The 15,694-nt window shown below is 67.3% G+C and carries 14 protein-coding genes; 5 read left to right on the top strand and 9 right to left on the bottom strand.

Annotation, left to right across the window (positions count from 1 at the left end):
- Positions 1 to 96: 96 nt before the first annotated feature.
- Together A7G45_RS05915 and A7G45_RS05910 are read left to right on the top strand one after the other, a co-directional pair.
- Complete coding sequence (locus A7G45_RS05915) at positions 97 to 1,290, top strand: N-acetylmuramoyl-L-alanine amidase (protein WP_043986329.1); 1,194 nt, start codon at positions 97 to 99, stop codon at positions 1,288 to 1,290.
- Between the two features lie 9 nt (positions 1,291 to 1,299).
- Complete coding sequence (locus A7G45_RS05910) at positions 1,300 to 1,782, top strand: AAA family ATPase (protein WP_260934801.1); 483 nt, start codon at positions 1,300 to 1,302, stop codon at positions 1,780 to 1,782.
- On the opposite strand, the gene A7G45_RS05905 is transcribed toward A7G45_RS05910, so the two are convergent.
- Positions 1,723 to 2,655, bottom strand: coding sequence for a helix-turn-helix transcriptional regulator (locus A7G45_RS05905; RefSeq protein WP_260934798.1), 933 nt, complete (start codon positions 2,653 to 2,655; stop codon positions 1,723 to 1,725). The genes A7G45_RS05910 and A7G45_RS05905 overlap by 60 nt on opposite strands.
- 118 nt (positions 2,656 to 2,773) lie before the next feature.
- Between A7G45_RS05905 and A7G45_RS05900 the strand changes: the two genes are divergently transcribed.
- Genes A7G45_RS05900 through A7G45_RS05890 form a run of 3 tightly spaced genes read left to right on the top strand, consistent with a single transcriptional unit; the run spans position 2,774 to position 5,828 of the window.
- Positions 2,774 to 3,751 carry an aldo/keto reductase gene (locus A7G45_RS05900; RefSeq protein WP_260934796.1) on the top strand — a complete coding sequence of 326 codons (978 nt, stop codon included), beginning with the start codon at positions 2,774 to 2,776 and terminating at the stop codon, positions 3,749 to 3,751.
- Between the two features lie 38 nt (positions 3,752 to 3,789).
- On the top strand, positions 3,790 to 4,638 hold the full coding sequence (locus A7G45_RS05895; protein WP_260934792.1) for an aldo/keto reductase: 849 nt from the start codon (positions 3,790 to 3,792) through the stop codon (positions 4,636 to 4,638).
- A 20-nt stretch (positions 4,639 to 4,658) separates the two neighbouring features.
- The gene (locus tag A7G45_RS05890) at positions 4,659 to 5,828 is read left to right on the top strand and encodes an aldo/keto reductase (protein WP_260934789.1); all 1,170 of its coding nucleotides are present in this window, start codon (positions 4,659 to 4,661) and stop codon (positions 5,826 to 5,828) included.
- 24 nt (positions 5,829 to 5,852) lie between these two features.
- On the opposite strand, the gene A7G45_RS05885 is transcribed toward A7G45_RS05890, so the two are convergent.
- The 8 genes from A7G45_RS05885 to yidC all read right to left on the bottom strand — a co-directional run bounded on the left by A7G45_RS05885 (position 5,853) and on the right by yidC (position 15,669).
- Positions 5,853 to 9,155: a helix-turn-helix transcriptional regulator gene (locus tag A7G45_RS05885; RefSeq protein ID WP_260934787.1), complete on the bottom strand. Its 3,303-nt coding sequence runs from the start codon at positions 9,153 to 9,155 to the stop codon at positions 5,853 to 5,855.
- Between the two features lie 108 nt (positions 9,156 to 9,263).
- Positions 9,264 to 10,205 (bottom strand): prolyl aminopeptidase, encoded by a 942-nt coding sequence (gene pip / locus A7G45_RS05880; RefSeq protein WP_260934784.1) that lies wholly within the window; start codon positions 10,203 to 10,205, stop codon positions 9,264 to 9,266.
- 89 nt (positions 10,206 to 10,294) lie between these two features.
- Positions 10,295 to 11,047 (bottom strand): acetyltransferase, encoded by a 753-nt coding sequence (locus A7G45_RS05875; protein WP_260934781.1) that lies wholly within the window; start codon positions 11,045 to 11,047, stop codon positions 10,295 to 10,297.
- Positions 11,048 to 11,281: 234 nt separating this feature from the next.
- Positions 11,282 to 12,298: a ParB/RepB/Spo0J family partition protein gene (locus A7G45_RS05870; protein WP_071286393.1), complete on the bottom strand. Its 1,017-nt coding sequence runs from the start codon at positions 12,296 to 12,298 to the stop codon at positions 11,282 to 11,284.
- A gap of 2 nt (positions 12,299 to 12,300) precedes the next feature.
- Positions 12,301 to 13,269 (bottom strand): ParA family protein, encoded by a 969-nt coding sequence (locus A7G45_RS05865; RefSeq protein ID WP_377041980.1) that lies wholly within the window; start codon positions 13,267 to 13,269, stop codon positions 12,301 to 12,303.
- A gap of 23 nt (positions 13,270 to 13,292) precedes the next feature.
- Entirely contained in the window at positions 13,293 to 13,976 is a 684-nt protein-coding gene (rsmG, locus tag A7G45_RS05860; RefSeq protein ID WP_260934775.1) for a 16S rRNA (guanine(527)-N(7))-methyltransferase RsmG, read from the bottom strand.
- A gap of 66 nt (positions 13,977 to 14,042) precedes the next feature.
- Positions 14,043 to 14,597 carry a Jag family protein gene (locus A7G45_RS05855; protein WP_260934772.1) on the bottom strand — a complete coding sequence of 185 codons (555 nt, stop codon included), beginning with the start codon at positions 14,595 to 14,597 and terminating at the stop codon, positions 14,043 to 14,045.
- 58 nt (positions 14,598 to 14,655) lie between these two features.
- Positions 14,656 to 15,669, bottom strand: a complete 1,014-nt coding sequence (gene yidC, locus A7G45_RS05850) for a membrane protein insertase YidC (protein WP_377041986.1) — start codon at positions 15,667 to 15,669, stop codon at positions 14,656 to 14,658.
- Between the last annotated feature and the right edge of the window lie 25 nt (positions 15,670 to 15,694).

Raw genomic sequence — 15,694 nt, 5'->3', positions numbered from 1 at the left:
GCGGAATCCTGAGCAGGGTCTGCGACAATGGGTGCAGGCGTCCCGCCAGTGCGCTAGCTGTCCGCCCGCCTGGCGTCCGTGATTGAAAGGCCAGGAATGTCGATACTGCGTCGCGGTGACCGGGGAGGTTCGGTCACCGAGATTCGGGCCGCACTGGCCGCCCTGGGACTGCTCGACAGTCCCGACGCGGATCTCACCACCGGCAAGCACGTCGCTCTCGATTATTTCGACGACGATCTCGATGAGGCCGTGCGCGCCTTCCAGCAGCAGCGTGGGCTCCTCGTCGACGGCATGGTCGGTGAGGCCACCTATCGCTCGCTGAAAGAGGCCTCGTACCGGCTGGGGGCGCGCACGCTGTCGCACCAGTTCGGTGCCCCCATGTACGGCGACGACGTCGCCACCCTGCAGGCGCGGCTGCAGGATCTCGGTTTCTACACCGGTCTCGTCGATGGTCATTTCGGCTTGCAGACCCACAACGGCCTGATGTCCTACCAGCGCGAGTACGGCATGTTCCCGGACGGCATCTGTGGTCCGGAGACGCTGCGCTCCCTGTACTTCCTCGGTTCCCGGGTCACCGGCGGTTCGCCGCACGCGATCCGCGAAGAGGAACTCGTCCGACGCAGCGGCCCCCGCCTGACCGGAAAGCGGATCATCATCGATCCGGGCCGCGGCGGCGATGACCGCGGGCTCATCATGACGAGCCGGTCCGGGCCCGTCAGTGAAGCCGACGTCCTCTGGGATCTCGCCAGCCGCTTGGAAGGCCGCATGACGGCCATCGGCATGGACACGTTCCTGTCGCGCCCGGTCGGCGGCAGCCCGGCCGACGCCGAGCGCGCCGCGACGGCCAACGCCGTCGGCGCCGACCTGATGATCAGCCTGCGCTGCGCCAGCCTGCCCAGCCCGGCAGCCAACGGCGTCGCGTCGTTCTACTTCGGGAATTCGCACGGTTCGGTGTCCACCATCGGCCGCAACCTCGCCGACTTCATTCAGCGGGAAGTGGTGGCGCGCAGCGGTTTCCGCGACTGCCGGACCCACGGCCGGACCTGGGACCTGCTGCGGCTGACCCGGATGCCCACGGTGCAGGTCGACCTCGGCTACGTCAGCAGCCCGCACGACCGCGAGCTGCTGACCTCCCCCGGTGCCCGCGACTCCATTGCCGAAGGCATCCTGGCCGCCGTGAAGCGGCTGTACCTGCTGGGCAAGAACGACCGTCCCACAGGCACTTTCACCTTCGCCGAGCTGCTGGCTCACGAGATGTCGGTGGAACAGGCCGGCCAGGCCGGCGCTTAGTCCGTCGGTATGAGTCGCCACGCGGCGGTCCTCGTCACGGGGATGTCCGGGGTGGGCAAGTCGACGGCGCTCGCCGCTCTGGCGCAACGCGGCTATGCCACCGTAGACACCGACGACGGTCCCTGGATCGAAGTCACCGACGGCGAGCCCCTGTGGCGAGAGCCTCTGATCGACGACCTACTGAATCGACGGCGAGACCGGCCGTTGTTCGTTCAGGGCACCGTGGCCAATCAATGGCGGTTCTACGACCGGTTCGACGCGATCGTGTTGCTCACTGCCCCAACTGATGTCCTCTTGGACAGGCTGCAGCGCCGGACGAACAATCCGTTCGGCAAGACCGCCGACGAGCGGGCCCGGATCCTGGCTGACATCGCTGAGACCGAACCACTGTTGAGGCGGTCGGCCACTCACGAGATCGAGACGACGCGTCCGCTATCCGAGGTCGTCGACATCTTGGCCGACATCGCGGACGGCGTCGAACCCGGGTTGTGAGGCCTCCAGGGCGCCGGTGGTGGTGTCGGCCCAGCTCGCGAGGAAGCGCAGAGCCTGCTGGTTGGCGCTGTCGGGTTCGGCAGTGAAGACGCTGAGACGTAGTCCCTGCTCTCCGGGTAATTCGAAGCTCTGGTAGTTCAATTCGATGTCGCCGACGATGTGGTGGCGCATGCGTTTGGTGCCGGTCGTGTGGCGGCGGACGTTGTGCGAGGCCCAGCGCACCCGGAATTCATCGCTGCGAGTGGACAATTCACCGACCAGATCGGACAACGATTTGTCGTAGGGGTTACGTCCGGCAGCAGCTCGCAGCACCGCAACGATGTCGGTGGCGGCGCGGTCCCAGTCGACGAAGAAGTCCCGCGCGCTCGGGTTCAGAAAGGTGTAGCGCGCGACGTTGGGCGGTTGCACGGTCTCGGCGTGCATTTCGCTGTACAGCGCAGCACCAAGTTTGTTGGCCGCGATGATGTCGCCACGTTCATTGCGGATGTCAGCGGCGGCCTCGGTGATCGCGTCGAGCACCTGCCGCACAACGGGTTTGATCCGCGTCGTCGACGTCGACGCGCGTTTCGTGGCGCGTGCGGCGTTGTCGATGCGCGCCAGATCGAATAGATGGTCGCGTTCGGCATCGTCGAGTTGCAGAGCCCGCGCCAACGCGTCCAGGACGCTGTCGGAGGCGCCGACCAGATTGCCTCGCTCGAGCCGGATGTAGTAGTCCGCGGAGACTCCGGTGAGCATGGCGACTTCTTCGCGGCGCAGTCCTGGCACCTGTCTCTTTCTGCCGAACACCTCGAGACCGGCCTGCTGCGGGGTGATGCGGGCGCGGCGCGAGGTCAGGAATTCGCGTATCTCGCGACGGTGGTCCACGGTCCCCACACTATGGCCGGTGCGCCGGGGTGCGGGGGTGTCTGGCAGTACCTGTCATCGCAGGCCCTCCCCGGCCGGCCGATTACGCGGTTGACTCGTTGATGGAACCCAACTGGCCGGAGGCGCAATGAAGTACATCCAACTGCGGGACCTGACCGTGTCGAGAATCGGCCTCGGAGCGATGGGGATGTCGCACGGGTACACCGGTGCCGGCGCCGACGACGCCGAGTCGATCCGGACGATTCACCGTGCCCTCGATCTCGGGCTGACGTTCATCGACACCGCCGAGATCTACGGCCCGTTCATCAACGAAGAACTCGTCGGCAAGGCGTTGAAGGGTCGTCGCGATCAGGTGGTGCTGGCCACCAAGTTCGGTCTGGTGTCCCACACCGGCGAGGGCGCCTGGAACCTCGACAGCAGCCCGGCCAACATCCGCACCGCCGTCGAAGGGTCGCTGCGTCGGTTGGGTACCGACCACATCGATCTGTACTACCAACACCGCGTCGATCCGAACACGCCGATCGAGGACACCGTCGGTGCGGTCGCTGAACTGGTCGGCGAAGGCAAGGTGCGCCACATCGGGTTGTCGGCGGCCGCCGCCACAACCATCCGCCGCGCCCACGCCACGCACCCGATCACCGCGCTGCAGTCCGAGTACTCGCTGTGGACCCGCGCTCTGGAGGCCGAGATCATCCCGACCTTGCGTGAGCTGGGCATCGGACTGGTGCCGTTCTCCCCACTGGGCCGCGGCTTTCTGACGGGCACCATCCGCTCCCCCGAACAGTTCGACGACACCGACTTCCGCAAGGACAACCCCCGTTTCACCGGAGAGAACTTCACCCGGAACCTGCGCATCGCCGACGAGGTCAAAGCCGTCGCCGATCAGGTGGGAGCGACCCCGGCCCAGGTGGCGTTGGCCTGGCTGCTGGCGCAAGGCGACGACATCGCTCCCATCCCGGGGACCAAGCGCGTCGCACGTGTGGAGGAGAACATCGCCGCGGACGCGGTGGAGCTGAGCGCCGCACAACTGCAGGGCCTGAACACCCTGCCCCCAGCAGTCGGGGAACGCTACAACCCCGAACAGATGGCGATGTACGAACGCTGAGCACCGCCCGAATCACCCCCGACACGCAAGGACACCCCGTGCAGACCATCACCTTGAACAACGGCGTCGAGATCCCGATCCTGGGATTCGGCGTCTACCAGGTGCCCGATGACGAGACCGAACACGTCGTCGCGCAGGCGCTGGAAGCCGGGTACCGGCACATCGACACGGCGGCGTCGTATCAGAACGAGCGTCCCGTCGGGCGTGCCCTCGCCGCCAGCGGCATTCCGCGCGACGAGCTGTTCGTCACCACCAAGTTGTGGATGGAGCACGCCGGCCAGGACGCCACCCCGGCTGCGTTCGAGCGGTCCTTGGACCGGCTCGGGTTGGAATACGTCGACCTGTACCTGATCCATCAACCCTTCAATGACTACTACGGTGCCTGGCGGGCCATGGAGCAGCTGCTGGCACAGGGCCGCGCCCGGGCGATAGGCGTGTCGAATTTTCTGCCGGACCGGCTGGTCGATCTGATCGTGCACAACGATGTCGCTCCGGCCGTCAACCAGATCGAGACGCACGTCTTCTATCAGCGCGCCGACGATCACCGGGTGATGAGCGCCTACGGTGTGCGCCACGAATCGTGGGGCCCGTTCGCCGAGGGTCGCAACAACATGTTCGCCGATCCGACGCTGACTGCGATCGCCGCCGCGCACGGCAGATCGGTCGGGCAGGTCGTGCTGCGCTGGCTGATCCAGCGCGACGTGATCGTCATCCCCAAGTCCGTCCGCCCCGAGCGGATGCGGGAGAACCTCGCCGTTTTCGACTTCGAGCTCACCGCCGCCCAGATGGACCAGATCGCCGCGATGGACACCAACACAAGCCTGTTCTTCGACCACCGCGATCCCGCGATCGTCGACCAGTTCTCCAAGCGTCACATCGACGTCTGACTCACGAGAAGGACCCACACGTGCACACCCGAGGATCGGTGCATCGTCGTCGCACTTTCCTGCTGGGCGCCGCAGCCGCGGCCCCGGCGATCGCAGGCCTTGCCGCCGGCTGCGGCACCACACCAGAAACCAAGAACCCGCGGCCTGACACCAACCCCGCGGTCGCCGCGGCCACCACCGTCAGCGGCCGACGCAAGCTCGGATCGCTGGAGGTGTCCGGCATCGGGCTGGGCTGCCAGACGATGCCCGGCAAGCTCTATGGTCCGGTCACCAGTCGCTCGGACATGGTCGCGCTGATCCGCACCGCACACGACCAAGGGGTGACGTTCTTCGATACCGCCGAGGCGTACGGCCCCTTGGAGTCCGAACGCATCGTCGGCGAGGCACTGCAGCCTGTGCGGGATCAGGTGGTGATCGCCTCGAAGTTCGGTTGGGATATCGACCCGGACACCGGGCAGCGCCGTGGTGGGCCGAACAGTCGGCCCGACCATATCCGCCGGGCCGTCGACGCGATGTTGCAGCGGCTGCGCTCAGACCACATCGATCTGCTCTACCAACACCGGGTCGACCCGACGGTACCCATCGAAGACGTCGCCGGCACCGTGAAAGATCTGATCGGCCAAGGCAAGGTCCGCCATTTCGGCTTGTCCGAACCAGGTCTGCAGACCGCGCGCCGCGCGCATGCCGTGCAACCGCTGACCGCCATCCAGAACGAGTACTCGATGCTGTGGCGCGGCCCCGAGGCCGGCGTGCTGGCGCTGTGCGACGAGCTCGGCATCGGGTTCGTGCCCTGGGCCCCGTTGGGAATGGGCTTCACCACCGGCGCCATCACGCCCTACACCCAATTCGCCGACGGTGACTTCCGCGCGACCGTGCCCCGCAACTCCCGGGACAACCTCGCCGCGAACATGCCTCTGCTCCAACTCATTCAACGCTGGGCCGTACGCAAGGGCGCGACACCGGCCCAGGTCTCGCTGGCCTGGCTGATGGCCCAGCGCCCTTGGATCGTGCCCATTCCCAGCACCACGCGTGCGCCACACCTCCTGGAGAATCTCGGCGCCGACCATCTCACCTTCACCGACGCCGAACTCCGCGAGCTCAATACCGCGGTGGCTGCCATCCCTGTTCACGGGGACCGCTTGCTGCCGGCCAACCTCGCTCAAACCGGCGTCGAAGCACCGCTCAAGTGACCTCGGCGATGCACCGCCCTCCCATCACACCTGGCGCCCGGCCTCCTGGATCAACTGGATCCGCGAACTGAGGCCGAGCTTGGTGTAGACGTGAGTCAGGTGTGCCTGCACGGTCCGCGGGGAGACGAACAACCGCGTCGCAATGTCCTTGTTGCCCAAGCCTTCACACACCAGTTTCACGACCTCCCGTTCGGCCGGTGTCAGCGAGCCCCAGCCGCTCGCCGGTCGCTTGCGCTCGCCGTGGCCGCGTTGGGCGTACGCGATCGCCTCCTCGACCGACAGCCCGGCGCCCTCAGCCCACGCGGCGTCGAAGTCCTTCTCCCCCATCGCCTCCCGCAGGGCCGCCACCGACGCCTCGTAGCCCGCCTGGTGGACCTGGAAGCGAACGGCACCGACGTGTCCGCGCATCGACTCTGCTGCGCCGTAGAGCCGGGCTGCCTCCCGGTGATCGCCGGACAGCGCCGCCAGACATTCGAAGATTTCCGGAACTCCGGCCGCGGCCCCAATTTCGACAGCAACACCGAGCGCGGCGTGAGCGTCACGTGACGCTTGATCCGGTTGGTCCTGGGCCATCGCCACGCGGGCCCTGGTGATGCCCGCGAGCATCAGATGCCAGCCCACATTCACCCGCACCGCCTCGTCGGCCAGCCGGCGCGCGGCCACCAGATCACCGCCCGCCAGTTCCGCTTCGGCCGTGCGCGCATACGTGGTGACCGCGGCAGCCGGCTGGACGCTGAGATGGCGTTCGGACGCCAGGCTGGCCGTCCGCGCTGTCGCGACATCGCCATGGGCGAGGGCCGCCGAAGCCAGGGCCGCAGTGCCGACGCCGAGCATGAACTCACCGAGATCTGCCGCTAGCTCCACGGCAGTCTCTGCCGCTGCTCGAGCGGCAGCCGCCTCACCACGCCAGGCCAAGGCGATGCCCAGACCTTGAAGTGCCCCCACCGTCCAGATCGAGTCGTGCGCCGCTTCGGCTTCGGCGACAGCTGCCCGGAAGTGCGCGACGGCGGCGTCCAACTCCCCCTGCATCAGTTGAGCCCACGCCAGATTGGCGCGCCATTCTCGCGAGTCGAACCGGGCGCCGGTGGCCTCGGCGAGATCACGAACTTCCTCGGTAGCCGCGCGGGCCGTCATGGGATCTCCGGCCACGCACGCCGCCTGGGCTTGCCAGGTGAGGATCGCGCCCAGCCGCCAGATGTCGTTCGACGCCCGCGCAATCGGGATGCCCTCCGCGAAGTACTGGTGGGCCAGCCGGGGGTCGTCACTGTTGCCGGCGACGAAGCCGCACGCCGTCAACGCCCGGGCCAACAGAACTGGATCGTCGACCTGTCGCGCAAGGTGCAGGGCCCGCTCTGCCATCTCCAGGCTCCCGGACACACCGGCCCAGACATCGAGTACCGCCTTGTCCGCCAGCACCCGTACGTAGGCCACAGGCGTCGTCTGGAGGGTACGCAGGTGCTCGTCGCTCATCATGCTGCTGAACCACGCCAGCCCTTCCCGAATGCGGCCGCACTTGAGCCACAGCGGCTGCAACGACGACACCATCGTCGCCGCCGCGGCGATGTCCCCGCTGTCCCGGCTCCACTCGAACGCGGCGCGCAGGTTGTCGATCTCGAGTTCGACGTCGTCGAGACGCGGTTGGTTCCGCGCCGACCGACCGGCCCCATCGAGCGCGGCCGCCAGCGCCGCGTAGTGGTCGCGATGGCGCACCCGCACCGCGTCGGCTTCGCCCGACTCCCCCAGCTTCTCCAACCCGTACTGGCGCACCGTCTCCAGCAGTCGGTAACGGGTACCGCCGGCCGTGCTCTCGGCGACGACAAGAGACTTGTCCACGAGCAGGCTCAGCTGATCGAGAACCTGATACCGCTCGGCCACATCCGACGCCGCTACCGCCCGGGCGGCCCCCAGATCGAAGCCACCGAGGAATACCGCCAGCCGGCGGAACAGCACGCGCTCGGGCTCGCTCAAGAGGGCGTGCGACCAATCCACGGACGCGCGCAGCGTCTGCTGCCGCCGCACCGCCGTCCGGGAACTTCCGGTGAGCAACCGGAAGCGATCGTGGAGGCTGTCCAGGATCTCGGGCAGCGACAGCGCGCGCAGCCGGGCCGCCGCGAACTCGATCGCCAGCGGCATACCGTCGAGCCGCTGACAGATCTGGGCAACGGACGCCGCGTTGTCCTCGGTGACGGCGAAGTCGGCGCGCGCGAGCCGAGCCCGGTCGGCGAACAGCTCGACGGCCTCGTCGGCGAGCGACAGGGACGGCACCTGCCACACCGCTTCCCCGGGGACACCGAGCGGCTCCCGGCTCGTGGCCAACACGGTGACTCCCGGTGCCGCCCCGAGCAGAGACGCCACGAACGTGGCGCTCGCGCCGAGGACGTGCTCGCAGTTGTCGAGCACCATGAGGAGTCGGCGGTCGCGGACGAACCGCAGCAGGGTGTCCGTCGTGGAGCGGCCAGGTTCGTCGGGCAGCCCGAACACGCGGGCCGCGGTGACGGGCACGGCGTCGGGGTTGGTCACCGGAGCCAGGTCGACGAACCAGACGCCGTCGTCATAGTCGCCGACCGCGCGGGCAGCCACGTGGACCGCCAGCCGCGTCTTGCCCGCGCCGCCGGCTCCGCTGAGGGTGACGAGCCGGTGCGCGGCCAGGGCGTCGCGCAGATTCGTCGTCTCGGTCCGGCGCCCGATGAAGGTCGTCAACTCGGCGGGCAGTCCGTGCGCGACGACGGAGCCCGGCGCCCGCAGCGGCGGGAAGTCGTTGCGCAGATCCGGGTGACACAACTGCCTGACGCGTTCCGGCCGCGGGAGATCGCGCATCACGTGCGTGCCGAGGTCGGTCAGCGACGCACTGTCCGGGAGCTGATCCTCGGTCAGCGCCGCCGTCACTCCCGACAACAACGTCTGGCCGCCGTGCCCGAGATCCCGGAGTCGCGCGGTGCGGTTGATGGTCGGGCCGATGTAGTTGCCGGCGTCGCGCAGGCGGACCTCGCCGGTGTGGATTCCGATGCGCAGCCGGATCGGTGCCAGCGGCGCGCGCTGCAGATCCAGCGCGCACGCCACCGCGTCCGACGCACAACCGAAGGCGACGACGAAGCTGTCGCCCTCCCCCTGCTCGACCGGCCGGACTCCGGCGTGGGTGATGAGTGCGGCGGAGACGGTCTCATCGAGACGCGCGATGGCGGCGGCCATCTGGTCGGGCTGGGTCTCCCAGAGCCGCGTCGAGCCTTCGACGTCAGCCAGCAGTAGCGTCACCGTTCCGGTCGGCAGCTCGCTCACGCCCACGTCGCTCCAGTCCACCAATGGGGTACCCGCACGCAGTTCGCTCATGCTAATCAGCGTGCCGCCGAGGTGGGCCACAAACATCAGCGCAGACGCGTATCTCCCCCGGCGCGCTGTCCTACGACCCCCGTTGTTTCACGTGGAACCGTCGCGCCGTCAGCTCCGCGGAATGAACCGCGCGACCGCGTCAGTGATCGCCGCTGCCATCGCGGGGCTGCCCGTGTGGCCGGAGTCCTCGATGATCCGAAGCTCGGCGTCGGGCCATGCCTGCGCGAGTTCCCATGCCGTCCGCACGGGCGCGGAGAGGTCGAGGCGGCCGTGGATCAGCACACCGGGGATGCCTTTGAGTCGATGCGCATCGCGCAGCAGTTGGCCGTCTTCTAGCCATGCGTTGTGGGCGAAGTAATGCGTGCAGATCCGCACGAACGCCAGCCTCGCTGCATCCAACTTCGCCGTGTACTGACCCGGCTTCCCCAGAGTCTCGTGGGCGATCGCGGCGTCTTCCCACGCGCACCAGTCCTGGGCGGCTCGCTCTCGCACCGCGGCGTCAGGATGGTCCAGCAGCTGCCGGTATGCCTCGACGAGATTCCCGTCCCGGTGCTCCGCCGGCACGCCGTCGCGGAACCGCTCCCACTCGACCGGCCGGACGATCCGCAGCCCGCGGTACAGCCAATCGACTTCCTGCGGCCGCGTCATCGTCACGCCGATCAGCACGATGCCGAGCACCCGCTCGGGATGCCGCTGCGCGTAGGCGAGGATCAACGTGGACGCCCAGGAGCCGCCGTAGAGCAGCCACCGGTCGATGCCCAGGTGACGCCGCAGCGCCTCCATGTCGGCGAGCAGATGCTCGGTGGTGTTGCACGACATGTCCGTCGTCGGATCGGCCGCGCTCGGCACGCTGTCGCCGCAGCCACGTTGATCGAAAGACACGACGCGGAAGAGGTCCGGGTCGAATTGTTTGTGGGCGTTGCGCGAGCGGCCCGAACCCGGGCCGCCGTGGACGATCAGGACCGGCCGGCCGGCCGGATTGCCTCGCGTTTCCCAGTACATCCGATTGCCGTCGCCGACTTCGAGCAGGCCCGAGGAATCCGGATTCATCGACGACGCTCCATGGCGGCGAGGGTACGGGAAGGTCGGTGTTTCACGTGGAACCACTCAGTTGGGACTGGCGTCCACGCGGATCAATCTCAGCGCTGCGGTGTCCACAGCACCGGGCTGGGCAGCGCGCCCACCGGCTGCTGCAACGCGTTGCTCTCCAGCAGTCGTTCCAGCGCGGCCTCAACATCAGCCTTCCAGCCGAGTCCCTGCTCCAGCTCCAGCCGCAGTCGCGGGAAGTATGGGTGCGGCGCAACGATCTCGAACCCGTTGTCTTGGAGGAAGTCGGCCTCGATCACGCACTGCTCGACGGCGCACTCCCCGAACGCCTCGACGGTCGCCGCCAGCTCTGCCGGGCACGCGTGTGGGCTACCGAGTTGGGCGACCTCTGTCGTGCGGCCGAACGCTTCCAGCGCCCGCACACCACGACGAACCAGATCGGCGACCACGGCCGCGATGAGATGGCGCGACAGCGCCTCGCCGTCTTCACCGGAGTCGACGCCGATGGACGTCAGTAGCACCGCGTCAGGACTGACCGGTCCGGTGGGAAAGCGCCCCGCCCGGGGCACTGCGCGCGGCGGCGCATAGAACGCGTAGCCCAGACAGGGCGCGTCATCGTTGGGGTCCTCGGCGCGGTCCGGGTCGCAGGTTACCGCCAGCTGTCCGCACGATCCCCACTCGAGCATGACCATCGACAGCCATGCTTCTTTCTCGAACTCGGGGTCACTGAGATGCTCGCTGTCGCCGAGCGCCGACGGGTCGACTTCCCAGAAGACACAACGCCGCGCGTGCTTCGGCAGCCGCTCGAACGATTCGAGGCGCAGCGGCGTGATTCGTGATGTCACCAGACTCCCGTCGTCCGCCCGATCGGATCAGGCTGCCCTTCCAGGATAGGAGAAGCGGACGCCGCCGACCCGATTTGTTCAGTCCAGATCGACGGCGGCCAAATGCGGCACTGTTCCACGTGAAACATCGCGGTTCCCCTCCCCCGTCCCGCACACCCAAAAAACCTCACCGTCACAGTGACGTAACGGGTCCTGGTGGCTGGTCGGGTTGTCGCAAACCCCAAAATCGGCCAGTTAGCCCTGTTCGGTCTTCATCAGTTCGACGATGCGCTGAAGGTCGTCCACCGAGCCGAACTCGACGACGATCTTGCCTTTGCGCTTACCCAGGCTCACGGTCACCTTGGTGTCGAACGCGGTCGACAGCTGCTCGGCCACATCCTGCAGCCCGGGCATCTGGATCGGCTTGCGCTTCGGTGCCGGCGTCGGCTTGTCACCGTCGCGGTTGGCCAGAGTGACGGCTTCTTCCGTCGCGCGCACCGACAGCCCCTCGGCCACGATCCGGGCGGCGAGCTCCTCCTGCTTCTCCGCTCCCCCTTCGAGCGCCAGCAGGGCACGGGCGTGGCCGGCCGACAGCACACCGGCGGCGACCCGACGCTGCACCGCGATGGGCAGCTTCAGCAGACGGATCATGTTGGTGATGACCGGACGCGACCGGCCGATGCGGGTCGCGAGTTCCTCGTGGGTGACGTCGAACTCCTCCAGCAGCTGCTGGTAGGCCGACGCCTCTTCGAGCGGGTTCAGCTGGACCCGGTGAATGTTCTCGAGCAGCGCGTCGCGCAGCATGTTGTCGTCGGCGGTCTCGCGCACGATCGCCGGAATGGCGGTGAGGCCGGCCTCCTGCGAGGCGCGCCACCGCCGCTCGCCCATGATCAGCTGGTACTTGTGCGGGCCTGACGGCTCGCTCAGCTCGCGCACCACGATGGGCTGCATGAGGCCGAACTCGCGGATGGAGTGCACGAGCTCGGCGAGCGCGTCGCCATCGAAGACAGTCCGCGGCTGGCGCGGGTTCGGCTGGATCTCTGCCGGCTCGATCTCGCGGTACACCGCACCGATGGCTTCGGCTTCCGCCTTGGCCGCTGCCGCAGCCGCGGTGCCGTTGGTCGGGATCGACGGCGCGCCGCCGATCACCACGTCGGCTGCGGCGGACCCCATCCGCAGCGAGGTGTCCTGCTGCTCGTCTTCGGGTGCACCGGTCGGGATGAGCGCCGCCAGTCCCCGACCGAGTCCGCTGCGCTTACGTGGCTGCGACATCGTTACTTCCTCACTCCGTGCTCGCCACGCTGGGCGAGTTCACGACTGGCGTCCAAATAGCTCATTGCTCCACGTGATCCCGGGTCGTAATCCAGGATCGTCATGCCGTACCCCGGAGCCTCGGAAACCTTGACGCTGCGTGGGATGACGGTCCGCAAAACCTTATCGCCAAAGTGGTCGCGGACATCCATCGCGACCTGGTCGGCGAGTTTGGTGCGTCCGTCGTACATGGTGAGGACGACGGTCGTGACGTCGAGGTGGGGATTCAGGTGCGCCTTGACCATCTCGATGTTCCGGAGCAGCTGACCCACACCTTCCAGGGCGTAGTACTCGCACTGGATCGGGATGAGGACTTCCGGCGCCGCGACAAGCGCGTTGATGGTCAGCAGACCCAACGACGGTGGGCAGTCGATGAAGACGTAGTCGAAGTTGTGGTCTTTCAGCGTGGCGAGCGCGTTCCGCAGCCGCGTTTCACGTGCCACCATGCTGACCAACTCGATCTCGGCGCCGGCCAGGTCGATGGTCGCCGGGACGCAGTACAGGCGCTCGTTGTGCGGGCTGCGCTGCAGCGCGCTCTCCAGGGTGATCTCCCCGATCAGCACCTCGTACGACGACGCCGTACCCGGCCGGTGCTCAATGCCCAGCGCCGTGCTGGCGTTGCCCTGGGGGTCCAGGTCGATGACCAGAACGTTCAGACCCTGCAGCGCCAGGGCCGCGGCCATGTTGACCGCGGTGGTCGTCTTACCGACGCCACCCTTCTGGTTGGCGATCGTGAACACCCGCTGGTGCTCCGGGCGCGGCAGCTGCTGTCCCTTGGCTCCGTGAATGATCTGGACCGCGCGTTCGGCTTCCGCCCCGATCGGCGTATCCATGGTCACGCTTGGGGTCCACGTTTCACGTGAAACATCGGCATCGATTGCTGCCTTTCCTGATGTGGCGGCCGGGTCGGCCGCTTTCGAAACCTGGGACATGTTGCTCCCCCTGGCCGGCGATGTCATCGCCGGTTCTTCACCGCTCGGCCGGTCCCTGCGCGCTTGGCTCCGCGCGTCGCCACGACCACGGTTGCGGGCGGAGTCAAATAGTTCACGCCACATTTCACCACCCTTACGTCCACAGCACCGAGTGAGTTGAGTGCCCGACGGTGTTCGACGATTTCGTCGGCCGCCCGCTCCCCCTTGAGGGCCAGCATCCGGCCGTCGACTTTCAGGAGCGGCAGGCTCCACTTGGCCAGCTTGTCGAGGGCGGCCACCGCTCGGGAGGTGACGACGTCGAGCTCCCCTGCCTCGGCCCGCACCGCCCGCTCCTCGGCGCGACCGCGAATCACGGTCACGTCAATACCGAGCTCGGCCACGACTTCCCGCAGGAAGTCGGCGCGGCGCAGCAGCGGCTCGATCAGAACCACGTGAACGTCGGGCCGGGCGAGCGCCAACGGGATCCCCGGCAGGCCGGCTCCACTGCCGATATCGCCGATTCGTTCGCCGCTGGCGACCAACTCACCTATAGCGGCGCAATTCATCACGTGACGGTCCCAGAGTCGGCTGACTTCGGACGGTCCGATCAGTCCTCGTTCGATTCCGTCGCCCGCGAGGATCTCCGCATAGCGCTGTGCCAGCTCGGCACGGTCACCAAAAACGTCGACGGCGGCGGCCGGTGGGGATGGGGCGTCACCATGTTTCACGTGAAACAGCCTCCGCTTTCCCCGCCAGCTCGCCGCCGACGAACAACATCGATGTAATTAAGGTGCTCAATCAGGCAGGACAACCACCCGGCGAGACGGCTCGACGCCCTCGCTCTCGCTGTGCACACCATCCACGGCCGCGACGGCGTCGTGCACGATCTTGCGCTCGAACGGCGTCATCGGCGACAGCTCTTCGCGCTCGCCCGAGGCCAGCACCCGGTCGGCCACCTTCTGGCCGAGCGCTGCCAGTTCATCACGCCGCTGCCGACGCCACTTGGCGATGTCCAGCATCAGCCGGCTGCGCTCGCCGGTCTTCTGGTGCACGGCCAGCCGGGTCAGCTCCTGGAGTGCATCCAGCACCTCGCCCTTGCGACCGACCAGCTTCGTCAGATCGTTGCCACCGTCGATGCTGACGATCGCGCGGTCCCCTTCGACGTCCAGATCGATGTCACCATCGAAGTCCAGCAGATCGAGGAGTTCCTCGAGGTAATCCCCGGCGATCTCACCTTCGGCGACCAGGCGCTCTTCGAGATCCTCGCCCTTGCTTGCAGGAGCGGCCGCAGTCGTCGTCGGGGCCTCGGCCTCGATGCCGGCTTCCGCCTGCGTTTCTGTGTCTGTCATATCCCTGCCTTCTCCCTCTTGCACCGGCCGTCGCTCAGGGTCTTTACCCTCTGGCCGGTCAACGCTTCTTCTTGTTGGGCTTGGCACCCGGGGCCGGCTTCGACCCCGCAGAATCGGATTCCGTCGTGCCGTCGAGCTCCGTAGCCGTCTGTTCGACGTCGGTGCCGGCGCTCGCCGGGGCTGCCGGCGGATTGCCCTTCTTCGACCTGTTCGGCTTCACACCGGGTGCGGGGGCGTTGGCGGAGCGACGTGCGATCGCCTGCTCCTTCTCCTCCGCCTCACGCTTCTCGATCCGGTTGAACACCACATGCTGCTGACCGTAGGTCCAGATGTTGTTGGCCACCCAGTACATCAGGATGGCGATCGGCAGGAACGGCCCGGAAACCACCACGCCCAACGGGAACACGTACAGCGCGAGCTTGTTCATCAGCGCGGTCTGCGGGTTGCCGGCCGCTTCGGGGCTCTGCCGGGCCACCGACGCGCGGCTGTTCATGTGCGTGGCGATACCGGACACGATCATCAGCGGGATGCCGACCAGGATCACCGACATGCGGTCGAAGTGGGCGAACGCCTTGAGGCTCTCGCCGGTCTGAATCATGGTGGCGCCCAACGGCGCACCGAAAAAGTCTGTGTTCAGGAAGTGGCTGACGTCGACGGCACTGAAGAAGTAGTTGCCGGTCGTCCGGTTCTCTTCCAGGGACAGTGCCTGCGCCCCGATCCCCATCCCGGCGCCCTCAGTCCGGTTGAACGACCGCAGAACGTGGAACAGGCCAAGGAACACCGGAATCTGCGCCAGCATCGGCAGACAGCCCAGGAGCGGGTTGAAACCGTGTTCGCTCTGCAGCTTCTGCATCTCGAGCGCGAGCCGCTGGCGGTCTTTGCCGTACTTCTTCTGCAGTTCCTTGATCTGGGGCTGCAGTTCCTGCATCTGACGGGTGGTCTCGATCTGGCGGACGAACGGCCGGTACAGGATGGCACGCAGGGTGAACACCAGGAACATCACCGACAGGCCCCAGGCGAAGAAGTTCTCCGCGCCGAGGATCGCGCCGAAGAGCTTGTACCAGAGCCACATGATCCCCGATACCGGGTAATAGATG

It is taken from the genome of Mycolicibacterium llatzerense (genome assembly GCF_025331195.1).
Lineage (GTDB): Bacteria > Actinomycetota > Actinomycetes > Mycobacteriales > Mycobacteriaceae > Mycobacterium > Mycobacterium llatzerense.
This window is presented reverse-complemented; position numbering and strand designations above follow the sequence as displayed.